Origin of the sequence: Shewanella sp. Choline-02u-19 (genome assembly GCF_002836205.1) — a bacterium.
In the GTDB taxonomy this organism is placed as follows: Bacteria; Pseudomonadota; Gammaproteobacteria; order Enterobacterales; family Shewanellaceae; genus Shewanella.
This window is the reverse complement of record NZ_PJBE01000013.1, coordinates 3,232,929-3,251,856: the sequence shown is the minus strand read 5'-3', so window position 1 is coordinate 3,251,856 and position 18,928 is coordinate 3,232,929. Positions and strand designations below refer to the sequence as shown.

General features: G+C 43.8%; 17 protein-coding genes. 11 read left to right on the top strand and 6 right to left on the bottom strand.

The features are described from left to right. The first annotated feature begins 169 nt into the window (after window positions 1-169). Window positions 170-1,882, top strand: a complete 1,713-nt coding sequence (locus tag CXF83_RS20865; protein ID WP_101089868.1) for a formate--tetrahydrofolate ligase — start codon at window positions 170-172, stop codon at window positions 1,880-1,882. 96 nt (window positions 1,883-1,978) lie between these two features. On the opposite strand, the gene CXF83_RS20860 is transcribed toward CXF83_RS20865, so the two are convergent. Beyond that, complete coding sequence (locus CXF83_RS20860; protein WP_101089869.1) at window positions 1,979-3,586, bottom strand: mechanosensitive ion channel family protein; 1,608 nt, start codon at window positions 3,584-3,586, stop codon at window positions 1,979-1,981. A gap of 346 nt (window positions 3,587-3,932) precedes the next feature. Between CXF83_RS20860 and CXF83_RS22870 the strand changes: the two genes are divergently transcribed. After that, complete coding sequence (locus tag CXF83_RS22870; RefSeq protein WP_232775168.1) at window positions 3,933-4,139, top strand: hypothetical protein; 207 nt, start codon at window positions 3,933-3,935, stop codon at window positions 4,137-4,139. A 132-nt stretch (window positions 4,140-4,271) separates the two neighbouring features. On the opposite strand, the gene CXF83_RS23005 is transcribed toward CXF83_RS22870, so the two are convergent. Then, window positions 4,272-4,397 carry a hypothetical protein gene (locus CXF83_RS23005; RefSeq protein ID WP_257982718.1) on the bottom strand — a complete coding sequence of 42 codons (126 nt, stop codon included), beginning with the start codon at window positions 4,395-4,397 and terminating at the stop codon, window positions 4,272-4,274. Window positions 4,398-4,628: 231 nt separating this feature from the next. Between CXF83_RS23005 and CXF83_RS20850 the strand changes: the two genes are divergently transcribed. The 6 genes from CXF83_RS20850 to rraB all read left to right on the top strand — a co-directional run bounded on the left by CXF83_RS20850 (window position 4,629) and on the right by rraB (window position 9,344). Further along, window positions 4,629-4,910: an ABC-type zinc uptake system zinc chaperone gene (locus tag CXF83_RS20850; protein WP_101089901.1), complete on the top strand. Its 282-nt coding sequence runs from the start codon at window positions 4,629-4,631 to the stop codon at window positions 4,908-4,910. Window positions 4,911-4,991: 81 nt separating this feature from the next. Further along, window positions 4,992-6,185 carry a hypothetical protein gene (locus CXF83_RS20845; protein ID WP_101089871.1) on the top strand — a complete coding sequence of 398 codons (1,194 nt, stop codon included), beginning with the start codon at window positions 4,992-4,994 and terminating at the stop codon, window positions 6,183-6,185. A gap of 55 nt (window positions 6,186-6,240) precedes the next feature. After that, on the top strand, window positions 6,241-7,092 hold the full coding sequence (locus CXF83_RS20840) for a metal ABC transporter solute-binding protein, Zn/Mn family (RefSeq protein WP_101089902.1): 852 nt from the start codon (window positions 6,241-6,243) through the stop codon (window positions 7,090-7,092). An 82-nt stretch (window positions 7,093-7,174) separates the two neighbouring features. Further along, window positions 7,175-7,975: a metal ABC transporter permease gene (locus CXF83_RS20835; protein ID WP_101089872.1), complete on the top strand. Its 801-nt coding sequence runs from the start codon at window positions 7,175-7,177 to the stop codon at window positions 7,973-7,975. A gap of 192 nt (window positions 7,976-8,167) precedes the next feature. Next, window positions 8,168-8,896 carry a 1-acylglycerol-3-phosphate O-acyltransferase gene (locus tag CXF83_RS20830; RefSeq protein ID WP_101089903.1) on the top strand — a complete coding sequence of 243 codons (729 nt, stop codon included), beginning with the start codon at window positions 8,168-8,170 and terminating at the stop codon, window positions 8,894-8,896. Window positions 8,897-8,924: 28 nt separating this feature from the next. Then, window positions 8,925-9,344 (top strand): ribonuclease E inhibitor RraB, encoded by a 420-nt coding sequence (gene rraB / locus CXF83_RS20825; protein ID WP_101089873.1) that lies wholly within the window; start codon window positions 8,925-8,927, stop codon window positions 9,342-9,344. Window positions 9,345-9,418: 74 nt separating this feature from the next. On the opposite strand, the gene CXF83_RS20820 is transcribed toward rraB, so the two are convergent. Together CXF83_RS20820 and CXF83_RS20815 are read right to left on the bottom strand one after the other, a co-directional pair. Further along, the gene (locus CXF83_RS20820; RefSeq protein ID WP_101089874.1) at window positions 9,419-10,387 is read right to left on the bottom strand and encodes a sensor domain-containing diguanylate cyclase; all 969 of its coding nucleotides are present in this window, start codon (window positions 10,385-10,387) and stop codon (window positions 9,419-9,421) included. Window positions 10,388-10,400: 13 nt separating this feature from the next. After that, on the bottom strand, window positions 10,401-11,396 hold the full coding sequence (locus CXF83_RS20815) for a response regulator (RefSeq protein ID WP_101089875.1): 996 nt from the start codon (window positions 11,394-11,396) through the stop codon (window positions 10,401-10,403). Between the two features lie 382 nt (window positions 11,397-11,778). Between CXF83_RS20815 and CXF83_RS20810 the strand changes: the two genes are divergently transcribed. Together CXF83_RS20810 and CXF83_RS20805 are read left to right on the top strand one after the other, a co-directional pair. After that, entirely contained in the window at window positions 11,779-12,585 is an 807-nt protein-coding gene (locus CXF83_RS20810) for a crotonase/enoyl-CoA hydratase family protein (RefSeq protein ID WP_101089876.1), read from the top strand. 111 nt (window positions 12,586-12,696) lie between these two features. After that, on the top strand, window positions 12,697-13,194 hold the full coding sequence (locus CXF83_RS20805; RefSeq protein WP_101089877.1) for a YqhA family protein: 498 nt from the start codon (window positions 12,697-12,699) through the stop codon (window positions 13,192-13,194). Between the two features lie 16 nt (window positions 13,195-13,210). Here the strand turns inward: CXF83_RS20805 and CXF83_RS20800 are convergent, their stop codons facing one another. Together CXF83_RS20800 and rapA are read right to left on the bottom strand one after the other, a co-directional pair. Further along, complete coding sequence (locus tag CXF83_RS20800; protein WP_101089878.1) at window positions 13,211-14,095, bottom strand: DUF3530 family protein; 885 nt, start codon at window positions 14,093-14,095, stop codon at window positions 13,211-13,213. 189 nt (window positions 14,096-14,284) lie between these two features. Next, on the bottom strand, window positions 14,285-17,191 hold the full coding sequence (rapA, locus tag CXF83_RS20795; protein ID WP_101089879.1) for an RNA polymerase-associated protein RapA: 2,907 nt from the start codon (window positions 17,189-17,191) through the stop codon (window positions 14,285-14,287). A gap of 330 nt (window positions 17,192-17,521) precedes the next feature. Here rapA and CXF83_RS20790 point away from each other — a divergent pair, with 330 nt between their 5' ends. Further along, complete coding sequence (locus CXF83_RS20790; RefSeq protein ID WP_101089880.1) at window positions 17,522-18,916, top strand: PhoH family protein; 1,395 nt, start codon at window positions 17,522-17,524, stop codon at window positions 18,914-18,916. Window positions 18,917-18,928 lie beyond the last annotated feature (12 nt).

The following is an 18,928-nucleotide window of genomic DNA, read 5'->3' as shown; positions in this document are numbered from 1 at the left end:
GAAAATCGCTATTTTGCATGGTCTATTTCTGTCATCTGGTGATGATTTTATTGATGTAGATTACAAAAAGCTAAAATAGCATTCGCTCACTATTCAACCTCGGTTTCAGATCCTCTATATTGCACTCGTGACTCTACCTTATTTTAAACAAAACAGTGGATACCTACGAATGCTGTCAGATATACAAATTTCTAGTGAGCATACCTGCAAACCGATTGCAGATATCGCCGCTAAACTCGGCATTATCGACTCTGAACTGTCCCTCTATGGCGCTAACAAAGCCAAAGTTTCCCTCACCGTTGCCCACCGCTTGGCTGACAAACCAAATGCCAAACTTGTGATCGTCACGGCAGTAACACCTACGCCTTTTGGCGAAGGAAAAACAGTAACCACTATTGGTTTGACGCAGGCGATGAATACCATTGGGATAAAAACCTGCGGCTGTATACGCCAGCCAAGCATGGGACCAGTATTTGGTATTAAGGGCGGGGCTGCAGGAGGCGGCTACGCGCAAGTGGTGCCAATGGAGGAGCTGAATTTACACCTTACTGGCGATATACATGCAGTGAGCAGTGCGCATAATCTCGCTGCAGCGGCTATTGATGCTCGTCTATTCCATGAAACAAGGCTGGGCGCTGATGCATTTACCCAAGAATCTGGCTTAACAGCGCTCAATATTGATGTTAAAAACATTCTTTGGCGCAGAGTGGTTGATCATAATGAGCGTAGCTTAAGGCAGATTGCAGTCGGTCTTGGCGAGGTCAATGGCCCTGTACATGAGTCAGGTTTTGATATTACTGCTGCATCGGAGTTAATGGCGATTCTAGCATTGAGCAAAGACCTTCAAGATCTCCGGCAAAGAGTGGGGCGGCTAGTGCTGGCACTCGATCTAGAAGCAAATCCGATTACTGCAGAGGATATCGGTGTGGCAGGCGCCATGACTGTGATAATGAGAGATGCGATTAAGCCAACATTGATGCAGACGCTCTCTGGCGATCCTTGTTTTATTCATGCGGGTCCTTTTGCCAATATTGCCCACGGTAACTCTTCGATTATTGCCGATGAATTGGCAGCAAGATTGGCTGACGTGGTGATAACGGAAGCTGGTTTTGGCTCTGATATGGGCTTTGAGAAGTTCAGTAATATCAAAGTCAGAGAATCTGGCTATAAACCGTCAGCAGCTGTGGTTGTGGTCACGCTAAAAGCGCTTAAGGCCAATAGCGGTATTGAATCGGATATCGCGATAGACCAACCTGACTTGCTCCGTCTAAAAGCTGGTTTTGCCAATTTAGAATGGCATATTAATAATGTGCATCAATACGGTACACCTGTAGTGGTCGCTATTAACCGTTTCCCAACGGATACCGCCGCAGAGCTTGATTGGCTAAAAGCACAAGTGAGCCACACCCGTGCCTTTGGCTGTGAGATAAGTGATGCTTTTGCTCGCGGCTCTGAAGGCGGCGTTAAGTTAGCGAAGGTGGTTTACGCTGCCACCCAAATAGAATCTGAATTTAAATGCTTATACCAAGCGGAAGATAGCTTAGAGGCTAAACTGATGACGTTAGCTGAAGTGGGATATGGTGCGGCGAGTGTTGCTATGTCTGATAAGGCCAAACAGCAATTGGCTTGGCTAGGTAAACATGGCTATAGCCATTTGCCTGTTTGTATTGCTAAAACGCCGATGTCTATCAGTCATGACGCTAGTTTAAAGGGGGTTCCTACAGGTTTTGAACTGCATATCAATGAACTCAGGCTTAATGCTGGTGCGGGCTTTATAACGGCTTTAGTGGGGAAGGTGATGACGATGCCGGGCTTGGGGATTCGCCCTGGTTACTTAAATATCGATATCGATAGCAATGATGAGATTATCGGCTTAGCTTAAGTGACAGCGGATCTTCATCGTTAGTATTTATGGAGCTATTTTAATTTAAAAGCCCCGCCAGCAAACGCTGGTGGGGCTTTTAGCTAATACAGCAATTTAGGTTTCTTGGTAGATATGGACATCGCGTTGTGGGAACGGAATACTAATCCCTTCAGCGTCAAAGCGCATTTTGACTTCACGGGTGATATCCCAGTAAACATCCCAGTAATCAATAGGCTTAACCCATGGGCGTACAATAAAGTCGACCGAAGACTCACCTAACGTGTGTAGCTTTATCATCGGCTCAGGGCTTTTCAACACTTTAGGATGCGACATCATGACATCGTTTAAGACTTTTTCGGCATGTTCAATGCTGTCTTTATAACCGATGCCAAACGTTAAGTCGACTCGACGTACTTGCTCAACAGTGATGTTGTTAATGGTATCGCCCCAAATTTTATTATTGGGGATGATTAACCTTTGGTTATCTAACGTTTTGATGGTGGTTGAAACCAGACTCATATGGCTGACTCGCCCGGTGACGCCAGCGGCATTAATGAGGTCATCAACATCAAAAGGACGGTAGATTAAGATCATCATGCCTGAAGCAAAGTTAGATAAGGTGTCTTGCAGTGCAAAACCAATAATCACACCGGCAATACCGAAACCTGCTAGCAGCGGCGCCAGCTCAAACCCGAGTTGTGACAGGCCAATCAATAAGCCTAATGCAAAGACCACTTTTCCCACCATAGAGATAAAAAAGTCTTGCAGTAGGTAACTAAATTTAAGCTTAGAGTTACTCACTGTTTTTTGTACGATGCGCTTAGCAATTTTCCCGACCAAGCTCGATAAAAACAAGATTAAGCTAAAAATGAGAAGTTTGAACACCACACTGGCGCCATTTTCTAAGGCCTGATTTTTGGCAATCGACATCCACTCACTCAGTAGGCTGCTTGCCACATCTAAGTTGAGTACATCTTGAGTGATATCGCCAGATATACTGAACAAAGTTTGCTTATATATAGCGGTATCTTCACCGAGTTCATCTAAAAGCTCGATGGCAGTCGATAAACTGGTAGAGCTTTGAGCAAGACGCTCCTTTAGTTCGACAACCACGGCAGTTTGTTCACTGGTCGCGTCTTTACCTGCCACCGTTACATCTGTGACAGCTTGCGTTAATCGCGACTGGTTATAGTGTACAAAGCTATCGAGATCATCAGCCCGGCTCTCTAATGCTTTGATGAACCTTTGATTTTGGACTTCAACATCAACGCCTGCCATTGTTGCCCAGGCCAATAGTTCCTTTTCTGCAACGTAAAGCTTGTCTTGTTCGCGTTGGATCTGTACCAGTTTCAGCATGATTTCACGGTCATTATCCGCGCCAACTTGACCCATCAAGGTTTCTCTTTGAGTCTTAAAATAGTCTTCAACTTGATTGGTAAAAGCGAGTTGTTTGACAATATATGGCTTTAGTACATCCAACTTTGCGGGTGTATCTTCAATCTGCTGTTTCAGTTTTTCCTGTAACAAGGTTGCATTGCGGCTGATGCGATATTCAATAAATGATTTTATTTCTCCCTTGGTGCCCGTTAATACTTTTACATCACTATCAATAGCGCTTTGGATCTTGTTTAGCTCAATCGTGAGTGGCTCATCATTTGCCGAAGCGATAGAGGAGAATAAGCATAAGCCGATAAAGAGTAGCTGGGTAAGCAATCTATGCATTTTTGGATATCCGTTAGTTCCCTGAAGTAACTATATTATTACTCAGATTTAACAGTGTCGATTTGTTATTTAGATTTTATAATGACTTTGGGCAATAAAAGGTCTGACTAAGGCCCAAACCTGTTAGAATTGGCGGCCAGTTTTGGGCCGTAAAGCGCCAGTTTCTGGGGTGTGTTGGTCATACGACAACCTTAACTAACTAATTATATAGAGAGAAGCGCCTGTGATATGTGCACATTGTTCTAAGCCTTTCGCCATAGATAAAATCGTTAACCAAAGAGGAAAGGGCTTAAATGGTGAGATCCAGTGTCCGCTTTGCGACGCTTGGTTGGGTAAAAGTGCACCCATGGCTCGCATTAAAATGGCGAGTTTTTATATTGGGTTTATGGCAATAGTGTGGGGATATTTTGATGAGACTATGCGGACGATCTGTATTCCGGTGACAATATTTGCAGTGATGTTACTGTTGGTAAGCCATATGATGGATCATATGAAAGTCACCGAAGCGCCAGAGAGAGTTGATGACAGCGAAGAAAGGCAGAAATACCGATAAATTCTGATGACTCAATGCCATCAGAATAGAGGCTTATTGAGCAGCGAGTTACATTTCAGCTCATTCAAGTTTTCATTCGAAAATCAATCCCAAATTTAACTTGAATGTTAACGAAATAACCCGTTGACAGCGTTAGTCGATGACTTGAACTTGTGCTTCAAGTGCGGCTTCTACGTAGTAAATACCGCCAAGTACCACACCAAAAAATAACGCTGTCATAATAATGAATTTTAAGTTTGAGCGAAGAAGTTCAAGCATGATGTTGGCGCCTTATTAGTAAATAAACTCTTAATTCATATCTCTATGAATTAATGCTAGTGCTGAAATCTTAGCCCTATCAGCTTAAAACAGTATTAATTGTCATTCAAGTTTTAGTGATATTCATCACAAACACTTTGTAACGCTTTCACTTTAGGGAGTACTTGACTTCAATCTTGAACCACCTACACTTGGCTGGTTTTTTAAAACAAGGTTAACACTTTGATTCAACTGAGTAGAGCGAAGCAGAAACTGGTAATAGGGCTTATTGCCGTATTCCTGTGCCTGTCATTTGCAGCGTCCGCTCATGATCTGAGTCACTTGGATGATGGCGCTAAAAACCATTGTACTCTGTGTTATCACCAACACCACATCAACAAACTGCTGCCTAGCTTTGAGTTTAATATTGCGGTAGAACGCCAGTTCGTTGAGAGCCAAGAGTATATCCTTCCAATATTTAACTCGCGCCATGTGAGTTTTTTCAATAGCCGTGCCCCCCCCGTTACTGTCTAAGCAATTCGATAAAAATCAATTACTAAATTAAATAAGTATTCCCTATGGGAAGGCTTTGCTTAGCTGTATTTCGGAGAACTAATGACTATTTCAACTATGCGCCTAACTGGCGTAGCTGCTGCGTGCGCAATTTTTTCTATTAACGCTTTTGCTGAAGATTCAAGCTTAACCAACCCTGCCATTAGTGCGGTATTAGATGGCTACTATCAAAGTGCTGAACGCCCAATGAGCGAGCGTGTCGAGGGTTTTGGGTTGGGCCACACTGAAGTGGCAATGAGTGCCAATATTGATGATATGTTTTACGGTAAGTTAACTGCAGTGATAGAGATGCATGACGGTGAAACTGAACTAGGCCTTGAAGAGGCATTCATTCAAACAATGGCGATGCCTTACGGCCTTTCAATGAGGGCGGGACGTTTCTTATCCGACATTGGTTATCTTAACAATCAGCATGTGCATACCGATGCTTTTTCTGATCGGCCGGCGGCATATCGTGCATTTTTAGGCAGCCATTATTTCGATGATGGTGTGCGACTAAGCTATGTTGCACCAACGGATCTTTATTGGACTATGGGCGTTGAAGCGTTCAAAGGTGACAATATGCGCGCTGCTGACGAACATAACGAGCGCGATTACAAGTCAACAGGGGTTTATACCGCATTTACTAAGATTGGTGGTGATGCTGGTATTAATGGTTCATGGCAGGCGGGTTTGAGTTATTTACGTAATGAAAATGGTCGCATGACTGCCGAAGAGCATGATGATCATGCTGCAGTTCAAGATGAGCATGATCATAGCCATAGTGCGCAGTACACCGGTGAGAATACCTACGTAGCAGACTTTGTTTACAAGTGGGCACCGAATGGGAATTATAAATACCAACACCTCACTTTGAGTGGTGAATATTTCCGAGTGACTGACTTTAAGCCGCTTGAAGAGCATCATGATGAGCATGACGATGATGGTCATGATGATTCTGGTACGGATTATCAAGACGGTTGGTACTTAAGCAGTGTTTATCAGTTCTCCCCTAAGTGGTCTGCAGGTTTACGTTATGGCCAAGTCGACACTCAGATGATGCATGATGATCATTTTGATCCACAAAAGTTGAAAGAAACTGAGGTGAGCCTTGCATGGCACCAAAGCCATTTCTCAACAGTGCGTCTGCAATATACCAATCAACAAGGCACTAACTTCGATGGAATAGAAGACGATAACGTTATCACTCTTCAATATATTATGACTCTGGGGGCTCACGGTGCGCATCAATTCTAAGCAGTTCTTACCTAAAGTATTAAAAACACTTACCTTAGCTGTAACGCTAGGTTTTATCAGCAATGTACAAGCAGAATTTAATATTTTTGCCTGTGAACCTGAGTATGCAGCACTGGCGAAAGAGCTAGCGCCTGATGCACGGATCTATTCGGCCACCACGGCGATGCAAGACCCTCATCAAGTGCAAGCCAGACCGAGCCTGATTGCTAAAATGCGTCAAGCAGATCTCGCCATTTGTGCGGGGGCGGATCTTGAAATTGGCTGGCTGCCGATGCTGCAGATGAAGTCGGCAAACGCTAAGGTACGTTCTACCGATCAAGGGCTGTTTTTTGCTGCAGAGCAAATAGACACTGTGGATCAAATGAAATCGGTTGATCGCTCAATGGGTGATGTTCACGCCAAGGGCAATCCACATCTGCACTTTGACCCAAAACGCTTGCTGGGTGTTGCTGAGGCATTGACACAAAAGTTGATTCAACTTGATCCAGACTCCACCGCGCAATATCAGGCTAACTTAGCCAGTTTTAGCCAACGTTGGAATGACGCAATTCCTCGCTGGGAAGAGAAGGCAAAGCCACTGAATGGTAAAAAGATTATTGCTTACCATTCAAGCTTTAAATATCTGTTTAACTGGTTAGGGTTGGAGCAGGTTGCTGATCTTGAACCAAAGCCTGGGATCCCACCCAGTAGCTCACATTTAGCGAGTCTACTTACCCGCGCTAAGCAGGGTGATATTATGGCAGTCATTATCGCGTCATATCAAAGTGAACGTGGTGCGGATTGGTTGGGTGAACGTGCTGATTTACCGGTTATTGTGCTGCCGATGTCAGTAGGTGGAAATGAGCAAAGTGTTGATCTGTTTAGCCTGTACGATAGTGCGATAGACTTATTACTCGCCGCTAAATAGCCACTGTCCAAGAGTAAAGCAAGTGAACGCGATATATTGCGTTCACTTGCTTTTTAAATGACGTTAACCAGAGTAAATACCGATGTTTGATCTGGATCTTTTATCTATTTTGTTCCCCGCATTTGTTGCGGGGATACTCGTTTTGTCTACCCATGTGGTACTAGGACAACAAGTGCTAAAGCGTGGGATCATCTTTATTGATCTTGCTATTGCACAGGTCGCTGCATTAGGTGCCATCGTGGGCCATCTCAACCATGATATTGAAGCCTTACCTTTCTCCAATGTGTGGATGCCCGCATTATTTGCCATTGCGGGTGCGGGCTTTATCGCTTGGTTATCTAAACGGATGGCAGATGAACTGGAGGCGATTATTGGTTGTTTCTATGTATTAGCTGCCGTGGCTGCGATGCTGCTATTATCGAATGACCCTCACGGGGCTGAAATGCTAAAGCAGTTGATGTCAGGGCAAATACTATGGGTGAGCTGGAGTCAATTGTTTCTGCCTGCCAGTATATATGCAGCTATTCTTCTATTATTGGCTTTTAAACCTAAAATTCTTGCTGGGCGAGGTTTCTATCTGATATTTGCGGTAGTCATTACCCTGTCAGTCGAGCTGGTAGGCGTCTATTTAGTGTTTAGCTCTCTGATATTACCCGCGCTGGCGGTTAATCATTATGCTGGGCGTTTTAAGCTCGGCTGGGCTTATGTGGTCGGCTTGTTCGGTTATGTTGCAGGCTTAGTATTATCCGCCTCATTTGATTTGCCAAGCGGTGCGGCCATCGTGGCGACGTTAGCCGTCAGCGCTATTTGCTTTAGATTAGTACTGCTTCTACGGAAAAAATATTGGCCTGCAAAGGCTGGTTTAGTTGAGGTCAGACCTTAACGCTACACTCTATAGGCTATTATCCGCGATGATTAAATATGCGCTAGATTAAAGTTCGCTTAAGTTGGGTGCGCTAAAGTAGCCTAAGTCTGGTGTTGTATAGCCTAGGTTCAGGCTACATGTGTAAACTAAATATTGAGTCGTTAGTACTTGCTGGCTATACTGGCGCCAATTAAATCGCGGGAGATTGTAGTGCTGTTAATCCTTAGGTGTTTGATTTTATCTGTCATGCTTGTTTTAGCCTTTATTATTGGTGGATTAGCGTGCGTTTTACGACCACGTCACCGTGATAATGTGCATATGTTCGCTAAGATTTTTTCTTGGGCTGCACCCGTGTTGGGCATTAAAGTTATTACGCGCAAGTCTAAATGTGAAAGCGATGAGCCTCGTGTGTTTCTAGCTAATCATCAAAACAATTTCGATATGTTTACCCATACTGCGATGGTACCTAAAGGTACGGTGAGTTTAGGTAAAAAGAGTCTCGCGTGGATGCCGTTGTTTGGTCAAATCTACTGGCTATCAGGTAATATTTTGATTGATCGTAAAAATCGCAGCAAGGCGTTTGATACCATGGCAGCGACAGCGAGAAAAATCAAAGAGAAGTGCTTGTCAGTATGGATATTCCCTGAAGGAACACGTTCTCGTGGCAAGGGGTTGCTGCCTTTTAAAGCTGGTGCTTTTTATACGGCGATTGCGGCGGGCGTGCCTATGGTGCCTGTACTGGCGTCTAATCAAAGTCATATCAAACTGAATCGTTGGAATAATGGCATTGTTATTATTGAGATGATGGAGCCTATCGAAACCAAGAGTTTTGATAAAACACAAGTTAAAGAGCTGTCTAAGCGGATCCATATCTTGATGTCCGAAAAATTGTCACAGTTGAACCAAGAAGCTTCTGCATTAATGACTAAAGCGGTATAATCTTCGCGAAATTTTTGAGGAGTAACTGATGTCTATTGAACGCCTGTTAAACGAACAGAAAGCAGAGAACCGTGAAATCGTTGAAGCAATACTTGCTGACGGTTCATTACCTGATGCCGATTACACGATTGAGCATCACTTCTCATCGACCAATTTTGATCGCTTGGAAAAAGCGGCAGTAGAAGCCTTTAAGCTTGGCTTTGAAGTGAACGATGCTGAAGAGATGGAGCTGGATGACGGTTCTGTGATTATCTGCTTTGATGCCGTCGCTTCACACCAGCTCGATGTTGAGTTACTCGATACCGCTTGTGAGAAGTTAATTCAGTTAGCGGCAAAACAAAAAGTTGATTATGACGGATGGGGCACTTACTTCATTGATGAAGATGGCGAAGTCCGTGATGAAGAAGATGAAGATGAAGAAGACGAAGACGAAGATAAGCTGCATTAAGCTTTACTGATTTTAGTCCACATCTGATACAAAAATGCCCATCAATGATGGGCATTTTTGTATCTAAATCTTGATTAACTTAGCAGGTGTTGGTGAATAACACAGGAGTTTTTTCCTGCCCCTTTTGCTTGATATAAAGCTTGGTCTGCTAATGACAACCAAGATTCACTGCTAAGGATCTGTGGCTGAATGTCACAAATGCCGATACTAATAGTGACTTTAATAATATTGTCAGCATACATTGTTTCAGACTGCTCAACTTTTTTGCGTAATCGTTCCGCAAAATAAAGCGCATTAGCTGCAGGGGTATTGGCTAATACTACGCCAAACTCCTCGCCACCATAGCGACCAGCGCAATCGGTTTCACGCAAAGATTTATTAATTAAGTGAGATACATTCTGAATCACTTTATCGCCAGCCTGATGGCCATAGGTATCATTGATCACTTTAAAATTATCAATGTCTAGCATCACTAAAGTGGTTTCATCGCCGTAGCGGCTGTTACGGTCGAACTCTTTTTGCATGCATAACTGCCAGTGACGACGATTATACAGTTGAGTTAACCCATCTATCTGGCTTAGCACTTCAAGGCTCTCATTGACTGCTTTAAGCTGCAATCTGTTGACGGCAACATCCGTCACATCATAAACAATCATGCTTAAATGGGTCACTTCACCTGTCAGTGATGACAACGGCAATAACGTGACATTCTGATACATGAAATCAGCGCGGCCAGTGATGGGGCGGTAATTTTTAAATTGGAAAACAAACGGTCGTTGTTCCCAACTAATAAATGCACGATTTTTAAGGAGGAATACTGATTCCATTTTATGCTTAAGCCACTTAGAAGGTAAGTACTCAAACTGCTCAAATAGGTTCTTGCCCTTAATCGAGTTGGGTGACACACCACTGTGGTTTTCCATAAAACCATTCCACAGCTGGATATTGTAATCTTGATCGAGTACGACTAAGCCCACTTCAATGGTTTGCACCATATCAATTAGCCAGTGGAGCTCATTCATTGCGCTTAGATCGTTTGCCATCTTATGATCCATCTTAATCTAGCAAGTAGCCGAGCTTATAATTAAGCGTGGGCAAAGAGTCTTCAGTAAACAACAATAGTAAATCACATTGAATGTCATGATCTTCAATACGATAATTAATTTCCATTGCCAGCGTGCGTTCCCATTTGTCAGCATTCTCATGAATGAGATCATTGGCTGTACAGTGTCGGCCAAGCACCACGGGATGGCTTTGGCTGAACTTCATATGCAGTTGCTCAGAGATCCCATTGAGAAAGGCACCGATAAGTACGTTGCCCGTATCCATCATGACCTCAAGCTCAGTATTTTCATCTTCAGGATTTTCAAGCTTCATCAGCTTTGCCATGTCTTGAAAAGAGGAGTCATGGAATAGCAGCAGTGCTTCGCCTGCGATGCCAGCGCCGATAAAACCTTGGCATAGAGCCGACACGGTACCATTTTCTTCCGTGGCTTTAAGCGTCATCGTCAGCTCGCTAACCTCGAGTACATTGACGTTGGGGATAGGCAGTAATACAAATACGTTGAGTAGCTTTGAAAGTAGATCCGCTGCACGACCCATAGCGACGTTAGCGACCTCCTGACAAGCATCACGTAAGTCGACCTCAACCATGGGGTTTTGTGTTTGGTTTGCGCCAACGGCGAGCTCTAAGATGCCGTATTCCTGCAGAATATGGCTAATAGCGTCAACGCTAACGGGTTTTTGAATAAAATCGAGCGCGCCGAGTACTTTGACTCGTTCATGCGCTTTTATTTGGATGTCACCAGAAACAACAATGACGAGCGCAGGAAGATCTTCTCTTTGAATTGCTTCAAGCACTTCATAGCCATCCATAACGGGCATGTTCAAATCTAGAAAAACAATCGCGCCTTTACCTTCGCGTATCGCATCAATCCCTTCGGCACCATTAGCAGCATAGGTGAGTTCTACGTCCCACTCTTTTGGCAGGGTTCGCGCCATCTGCTTTCTTGCGAGCGCAGAGTCGTCACATATCAGTACAGGGAATGACATTATTATTCTTACGTCCTAGTTTCGTGCAAAATCAGCTATTTGTTATTATTTTTAAAGCTCAATTATCAATTCGATAACTTATATCTTTATGAATATAAACATTTTTATTAAAGTTTTACCTATTCACTCAGATTTCTAATAGTTTGCTACGTTAGTCGCTACGTTGCAATTGAATTAGTTTCTTATCAATGTCATAAAACGGGCGTTTTAACTAAACTTGTCGCTATTTAGACTGATTATTAGCCATCAACTCAGAATCAGAAAGCGACATTTATTTGACGATAGTCAAAATTTAAGTGCATGTTATAGGTATTAACGATTTATGCCAAATATGTTAACTTGATCTTCTGGACAGACCAGTGCTAAGAAAAAGGATTTGAAAATGAGCAATAATTTAGTCTGTGTGAGAAAAGAAGAGGGTATTGCTTACGTGTCTCTAAATCGCCCAGATAAGTATAATGCTTTGAATTATGAGCTTTTTAAAGAAATAGATACCTGTATCAATAGCCTTAAAAAGGATAAAGCACTGCGAGCGGTCATTCTGTTTGGCGAAGGACACAGTTTTTGTTCTGGGCTCGATGTGAAGAGTGTTAATCGTTCGCCATTCGATGCTGTGAAGCTATTATTTAAACTGCTACCTGGCAATGCTAATTTGGCTCAACGTGTTTCTATCGGCTGGCGCCGACTGCCAGTGCCTGTTATCGCCGTGCTTGAAGGCGTTTGCTACGGTGGTGGTATGCAAATCGCCCTAGGGGCAGACTTTAGAATTGCAGCGCCAGAGTGTAAATTGTCGATAATGGAGGCTCGTTGGGGGTTAGTGCCTGATATGGCTGGTTTTGTTGGGCTTAGAGAGCTAATGCCTAAAGATCAAGCGCTTATGCTAACGATGACGGCGGATATATTGACGGCTGAGCAAGCACGGTCTTTCAACTTACTGACTGCGGTTGAAGCCGATCCTATGGCTGCAGCGATAGTATTAGCCCAGCGGTTGATACAAACATCTCCCGATGCCAACGCGGCGATTAAGCAAAGTATTCAAAAAAGTTGGAGCGCGCCCATTCGGCAATTACTGCGAAGAGAGTCGTGTTATCAAGTAAGATTGCTTGCTGGAAAGAATCGAATTATTGCGGCAATTCGGCAATCAAAAAGTCCTCAGAAAGAGTACAAAAATAGACAATCTGGTTGGTAGTTTTTATTAATCACTCAATTTGTGATCCGCTTCACAAATTGCTGTGAAGTTTGTATCGCAAGCGGAGGCATATTTTACACTTTTGATTCTTAGCTTAATTTATGGGAATAAATGATTGTGCGCGAACTTTTTGAACGGTTTTTATGGAGTAGCCGACTCTCGGTGATGGTTGGTGTGTTGTCCTGCATCATTGCGGCATTTGTGGTGTTCGCGATGGGGCTTAAAGATGTGGTTCATATGCTGCAACTTATCTGGGGCTACGTGTTTAGTGGCAGTCATGCTATCCGTAACGACTTAGTGATGGTCGTGGTAGAGATTTTAGATACTTTTTTACTGGGTTCAGTGTTGTTGATTTTTGCTTTTGGTTTATATGAACTATTTATCAGTAACTTGGGTGAAGCGAGTAAAAGCGAAGCTGGCGGAAAAATCCTAATCATTAGCAGTATCGATTCCCTTAAGAGCAAGTTAGGCAAAGTGATACTGATGATGCTTATCATCAAGGTCTTTTCATTCTTTAGTGAAATGAAACCGACGACTAGCTTAGATCTGTTGTATATGGGTGTGACCGTGGTATTAATTGCCTGGTCGCTAAAACTAAGTAAAGACTAAGACAATTATGCAGAGCCTATCTATTCGGATAGGCTTTATTAATCCGCAATGCGAACCCTTCGATAATTTTACTGCCCCCGCTCCAACCTTCTTTATGCTGTAGATCAAGTAAGATCTTATATTGATGATATCTAAAAGGCGCATTTTGAGGCGAAAGATCAAATCGACTTTGCTGGGTAGCAAGTGAGGCGGAGGTGCCATCTCTAGACTGAATATCGAGAACTGGAATGGTCAGCTCTGCCAATTGAGCTGCTAGTGCTTGGTTTTGGCTGGGATTGTCATTATAGGGATTGATGATAGCGAGCATATCGGGCATGGGGAGCTTATTGTCTTTGAGCAATTCGATGATGATACCGGCGCTGTCGTCACTGCTGATCAACAAGCGTTTGCCCTGAAATTGCTTACCTAGGTTATCGAGCTGCGACATAGAGCTAATGAAAAAACTCTGCTGTCGTTGAATATTAAGTGTTTGTTGTTCTTCACTAAAAACCGGCATGGCTTGGGTGCTTTGTTGGCTAAGTTGCTTTTCCCCTGCGTTGGCGACATGCACAGCTTGTGTGGTGTAATTGGGCATGCCTGGTCTTTGCGGTGGTGTAATGGTTAATGTGGCCCAACCCGCTTTGTTTAGTTTACGGCGTAAGTAGGCGGTGAAGCCGCCTTCGTCAGGGCTGAGGCCTAGTCCTGGAACAATAATCGCTAGTCCTAATTTTTTCTTTCCTTGCCAAGGCCTCAATAGAACAGGGTAATCTTGATCATCAACTTGGACATAGTTGATTTCATTTTCTGGCAGGTAACTGAATTTTGATGTCGAGGCTAAAGTGGTAAAAGAGACCATTGATATTAGTAGGGCAAAGGCGAGCGCAAGTCCGCAAGAGGCAACGCTTAAATGACGATGGTACATACGCGAGAAACAACCTTAGGGCACAATAGTAGGGGAATAGGCTAACGGTGTCAGCCAGTATATCGTAAATAATAACCGCAGTATAAACCTTGCCCGCTATAATCCTATCTCGCAGAAAATATAGCGCTAGAAATGAAAAAGCCCTACTTTAATAAGCAGGGCTTTGGTCAGCTGAAGCTAATGATTAGGTTAAGCGTGGCTAACTAACACCAAGCGAACTGCATCAAGCTGAAGCTGGCTACCATCCAAGTAGCGATTTAGTTCACTCATTTGTCCACTGAGATGGGTTAACTCTTCCTCACGGATATTTGGGTTAACCGCTTTAAGTGCTTTTAGTCGCTCAAGTTCACCTGACAGTTGTTGAGTCATTTTTTCACGAGCGCTTTCCGTTAGCAATTTCAGCTCGGCTGCAGCAAAGGTCTCAGCTTTAGCAAATAACGGATGTAAAATCGCTTGCGATGCGGTGACTAACTTACTGGCAAGATGACGATTAACAGCGCTTAATTGTCTATCGAAGCTTTCGTAAGTCACATTCTCTGACAAGTTATTACCATTCTTATCGAGTAAGATACGAATAGGTGTCGGCGGCAAATAACGATAAAGCTGGCTCGATTTTGGTGCAGAAGCATCAGCCATATAGATAAGCTCTAAGAAAATAGTGCCAGCGGGTAATGCTTTGTTCTTTAGCACTGCCACACTCGTGGTACCGGTTTCTGACGAGGTGATTAGATCTAGCCCGGTCTGCACTATCGGGTGTTCCTGAGTGATTAAGGCGATATCATCTCGAGATAGTGCGATATCACGATCGAAGGTAACCGTAATACCATCTTCTGGCAAACCTGGATAGGTCGGGAACATCATATGTTCACTTGGGCGCAGCACAATGGCGTTTTCACCACTGTCTTCTTGCTCAACACCAATGATGTCCCATAGACGAATAACCGAACCGATTAAGTGAGTATCTCCGTCTCTTGCCGCCAAGCTTTCTACCAGTTTGTTTGCTCGTTCGCCGCCATGAGAGTTAATCTCAAGCAGTTTATCGCGGCCTTGTTCCATGGCCACTTTAAGCTCTTGATAACGCACCTTGGTGTTTTCGAGCAAAGTCTCAAGAATAGATTCATCGCTATTGACTAAGGTCTCTAGCAATTCGGCTGCAAATTCACCAAATAGAATGTGTCCACTTGGACAAGTACACTCAAAGGCGTTTAGCCCTTGGTGATACCACTGCATTAAACGTTCTTGAGCGGTACCGGCCAAATAAGGCAGATGGATCTCAACGTCATTCTTTTGCCCGATACGATCGAGACGGCCAATGCGTTGCTCAAGCAAGTCCGGGTTAAGCGGTAAATCAAATAAGACTAAGTTGCTGGCAAACTGGAAGTTACGACCTTCTGAACCAATCTCACTACAGATCAATGCCTGTGCTCCACCAGTTTCCTGGGCGAAGTATGCGCCGGCTTTATCGCGTTCGATAATCGACATGCCTTCGTGGAATACGGTAGCTTGAATACCTTCGCGGGTACGCAATGCTTCCTCCAAACTCAAGGCCGTTTCAGCTTGGCTGGCGATAATGAGCACTTTTTTGCTGCGATTAGTCTTAAGGAAATCAATTAACCAATCAACACGGGGATCAAACTTCCACCAACTGGCACTGGCACTGTCAAAATCGTGGTAGATTTTTTCAGGGCTGAGTACTTGTCTCACTTTGGCGTTAGTGTCTAAATGTTTGTTCATCATTTCGCTAACGCGAGAAGCGGTAACGTATTGTTCTGGCATCGTCTGCGGATGAATATGTAAGTTACGTGTTGGGAAACCTTTTACCGAAGCACGGCTGTTACGGTATAACACGCGGCCAGTACCATGACGGTCAAGCAGATCTTGCAGCAGTTCTTCACGGGCTTGATGACGCTTATCGTCGCTCGCGCTCTCGTCTTGAATAAGGCTAATGCTGTCACTGATATCTTTTTCAGATAACAACTCTGTTAGGCTGGCAATGGCATCACTTGAAAGAGCATCGCGACTGGCTAATCCCTCTGCAGCGGTGGCAACATCTTTATAACTCTCTTCCTCTTTTAAGAAAGAGGGGTAGTCATAAAAACGATCCGGATCGAGTAAACGCAGGCGGGCAAAGTGACTCTGATGACCTAATTGATCTGGGGTGGCAGTCAGCAGTAAGACGCCCGGAACCACTTCACTTAAGGCTTCAACCACCTTATAAGCACGGCTTGGTGCATCTTCAGACCACTCTAAATGGTGAGCTTCATCTACAACCATTAAATCCCAGTCGGCATCCAATGCTTGTTCTAAACGTTTTTTCTTCCGTAATAGCTCGAGTGAGCAAATCACCAATTGTTCAGTGTAGAAAGGGTTGTCGTTATCAGCATAAGCCTCAACGCAGCGGTCTTCGTCGAAAACAGAGAAACGCAAGTTAAAGCGGCGCAGCATCTCTACAAGCCATTGGTGGCGTAATGTATCTGGCACAATAACCAAAATACGTTCAGCGCGGCCAGTCAGCAGTTGTTGATGAATGATCAAGCCCGCTTCAATGGTTTTACCCAGACCCACTTCATCGGCCAGTAATACGCGCGGCGCAAAACGTCGACCTACTTCATGAGCAATCCACTGCTGATGTGGGATCAATCCAACTCTTGGCCCTTGTAATCCAAGGAGATCGGATGTCGCCAATTTATTTCTGAGTAACTGACACTGATAGCGCACACCGAAACGGTCCATGCGGTCAATTTGACCTGCAAATAGACGGTCTTGCGGTTTATTAAAACGAATATTGTGATTAAGTAACGTTTCACGCAGGCTAACTTGCTCGCCGGTTTCGTTATGAGTGCCGTGGTAGGTAATAAGGTTATCTTTTTCTTCAACTTCAGTGACGGTTAAGCTCCATTCGTCATGGCTCTCAACTTTATCGCCTGGATTGAAGATAACGCGTGTTAGCGGGGCTTCTGAACGAGAAAACAATCTATTCTCGCCAGTCGCAGAAAAAAGTACAGTGACCATACGGCCTTCCATACCGACGACTGTACCCAAACCTAATTCAGATTCGGTATCGCTGATCCAGCGTTGACCTAGGGAAAACGGCATTTAAAATTCTCATATACTGGGTGAATCACAAGGGGGCGCGTATGTTATAACAATCCCACACATTTTGAAATTGAACCTACTAATATTAGCTTAATTCTGTTGACGATAGATTATAAATCATTCAGTTGAATAAGAGTATTTTTCTGTGTCATCAAGTTGTCACATTGTAGCGATAATCATGAAACCTTAGCTTACGATTAAAAACCGTACGAGGGCATTGAAGCTTGGCTATATTGGTGGCAGTATGAAGTGAACGAAATATAACCAATATCGACCATAAAGGAGCTTAATTTATCTCGTAATCAAAACTAATGCACAATTGGAGGCGCCATGGAACAAGACGACAGAAAGTTGTTTGTACTGGATACCAACGTATTACTGCATGAACCTTTGGCTATTTACTCATTTAAGGAACATGACGTAGTCGTACCAATGACAGTTTTAGAAGAACTGGATCTGATTAAGGACAGAAAGAGAGACGTTAGCCGCGATGCAAGAGTCGCGATTCGAGCATTAGAAGACATTTTGGGCGGTAAGACTACGCCAGAAGAGATCGTTAAAGGGGTGCCACTACCTAGGCGAGAAGATCATAGTGATGCTAATGGCACTTTATCGATTTTCCCTGACCATCAAATTGAATTTACGATGGGCAGCATGCCGGGTGATAGTAACGATAACCGCATTATTAATACCGCTCTATACCTACAAGAACAGCACAAACCTCGCAGTGTGGTCCTCGTCACCAAAGACATCAATATGCGCTTAAAAGCGAAAGGCGCAGGCATTCAATTGGTTGAAGACTATCGCACTGACCAGTTAATTGACGACATCCGCTTTTTAACTAAAGGCTTTCACAAGTTTGACGGCGACTTTTGGCAACATACCGATGATGTCACCACCGAAAGTAACGGTCGCCATACGGTGCATAAGGTGCCTATCGATAAACTCGGTGATGACATTTTCTACACCAATCAATACCTGTTGGATGAAGGTAAAGAGTTCTGTGGCCGCATTATCGAGAAAACCGCAACCGAGTTGAAGTTTTTAGATCTCGGACAAGAACGATTGATGAACCTCAATGCATGGGGGATTAGGCCGAAAAATATTTATCAAGGCATGGCGTTACAGGCATTACTGGATCCAGACATTGATCTGGTGATCTTAACCGGCCCAGCTGGCTGTGGTAAAACTCTACTGGCGATGGCCGCTGCGCTGGAGATGGTGGTGGAACGGGGTAAGTATGACAAAATTATCGTCACTCGAAACACGCCTGAAATTGCCGAGTCGATAGGGTTTTTACCTGGCACGGAAGAGGAGAAAATGACGCCTTGGTTAGCCGCCATTACCGACACCTTAGAGGTGTTGCATAAAAATGATGTTAACCCCAGTGGCAGCATGAACTACATCATGGACAAGGCCAATATTCAGTTTAAATCGATTAACTTTATGCGTGGTCGTTCTATTCAAAACTCTGTGGTGCTGCTGGATGAGTGTCAAAACTTAACCGCGTCGCAGATCAAAACCATGATCACGCGGATGGGAGAGGGGACAAAAATGATTTGTAGCGGTAATTTGGCGCAGATAGATTCAAATTATTTAACTGCGGTTACCTCTGGTCTAACCTATATTGTCGAGCGTTTTAAGGATTTTGATGGTAGTGCTAACATTTATTTAAACGGTGTTGTACGTTCTCGATTGGCGGAGTTTGCTGAAGAAAACTTATAAGCTCAACAAGCT

Bases quoted from the DNA above. Each gene is read 5' to 3' on its own strand.
- CXF83_RS20845 (WP_101089871.1), top strand. From the start codon at position 4,992: ATGACTATTTCAACTATGCGCCTAACTGGCGTAGCTGCTGCGTGCGCA.
- CXF83_RS20805 (WP_101089877.1), top strand. From the start codon at position 12,697: ATGATTGTGCGCGAACTTTTTGAACGGTTTTTATGGAGTAGCCGACTC.
- rapA (WP_101089879.1), bottom strand. From the start codon at position 17,191: ATGCCGTTTTCCCTAGGTCAACGCTGGATCAGCGATACCGAATCTGAA.
- CXF83_RS22870 (WP_232775168.1), top strand. From the start codon at position 3,933: ATGGCTCGCATTAAAATGGCGAGTTTTTATATTGGGTTTATGGCAATA.
- CXF83_RS20790 (WP_101089880.1), top strand. From the start codon at position 17,522: ATGGAACAAGACGACAGAAAGTTGTTTGTACTGGATACCAACGTATTA.
- CXF83_RS20815 (WP_101089875.1), bottom strand. From the start codon at position 11,396: ATGTCATTCCCTGTACTGATATGTGACGACTCTGCGCTCGCAAGAAAG.
- CXF83_RS20865 (WP_101089868.1), top strand. From the start codon at position 170: ATGCTGTCAGATATACAAATTTCTAGTGAGCATACCTGCAAACCGATT.
- rraB (WP_101089873.1), top strand. From the start codon at position 8,925: ATGTCTATTGAACGCCTGTTAAACGAACAGAAAGCAGAGAACCGTGAA.
- CXF83_RS20860 (WP_101089869.1), bottom strand. From the start codon at position 3,586: ATGCATAGATTGCTTACCCAGCTACTCTTTATCGGCTTATGCTTATTC.
- CXF83_RS20800 (WP_101089878.1), bottom strand. From the start codon at position 14,095: ATGTACCATCGTCATTTAAGCGTTGCCTCTTGCGGACTTGCGCTCGCC.
- CXF83_RS20835 (WP_101089872.1), top strand. From the start codon at position 7,175: ATGTTTGATCTGGATCTTTTATCTATTTTGTTCCCCGCATTTGTTGCG.
- CXF83_RS23005 (WP_257982718.1), bottom strand. From the start codon at position 4,397: ATGCTTGAACTTCTTCGCTCAAACTTAAAATTCATTATTATGACAGCG.
- CXF83_RS20810 (WP_101089876.1), top strand. From the start codon at position 11,779: ATGAGCAATAATTTAGTCTGTGTGAGAAAAGAAGAGGGTATTGCTTAC.
- CXF83_RS20820 (WP_101089874.1), bottom strand. From the start codon at position 10,387: ATGGCAAACGATCTAAGCGCAATGAATGAGCTCCACTGGCTAATTGAT.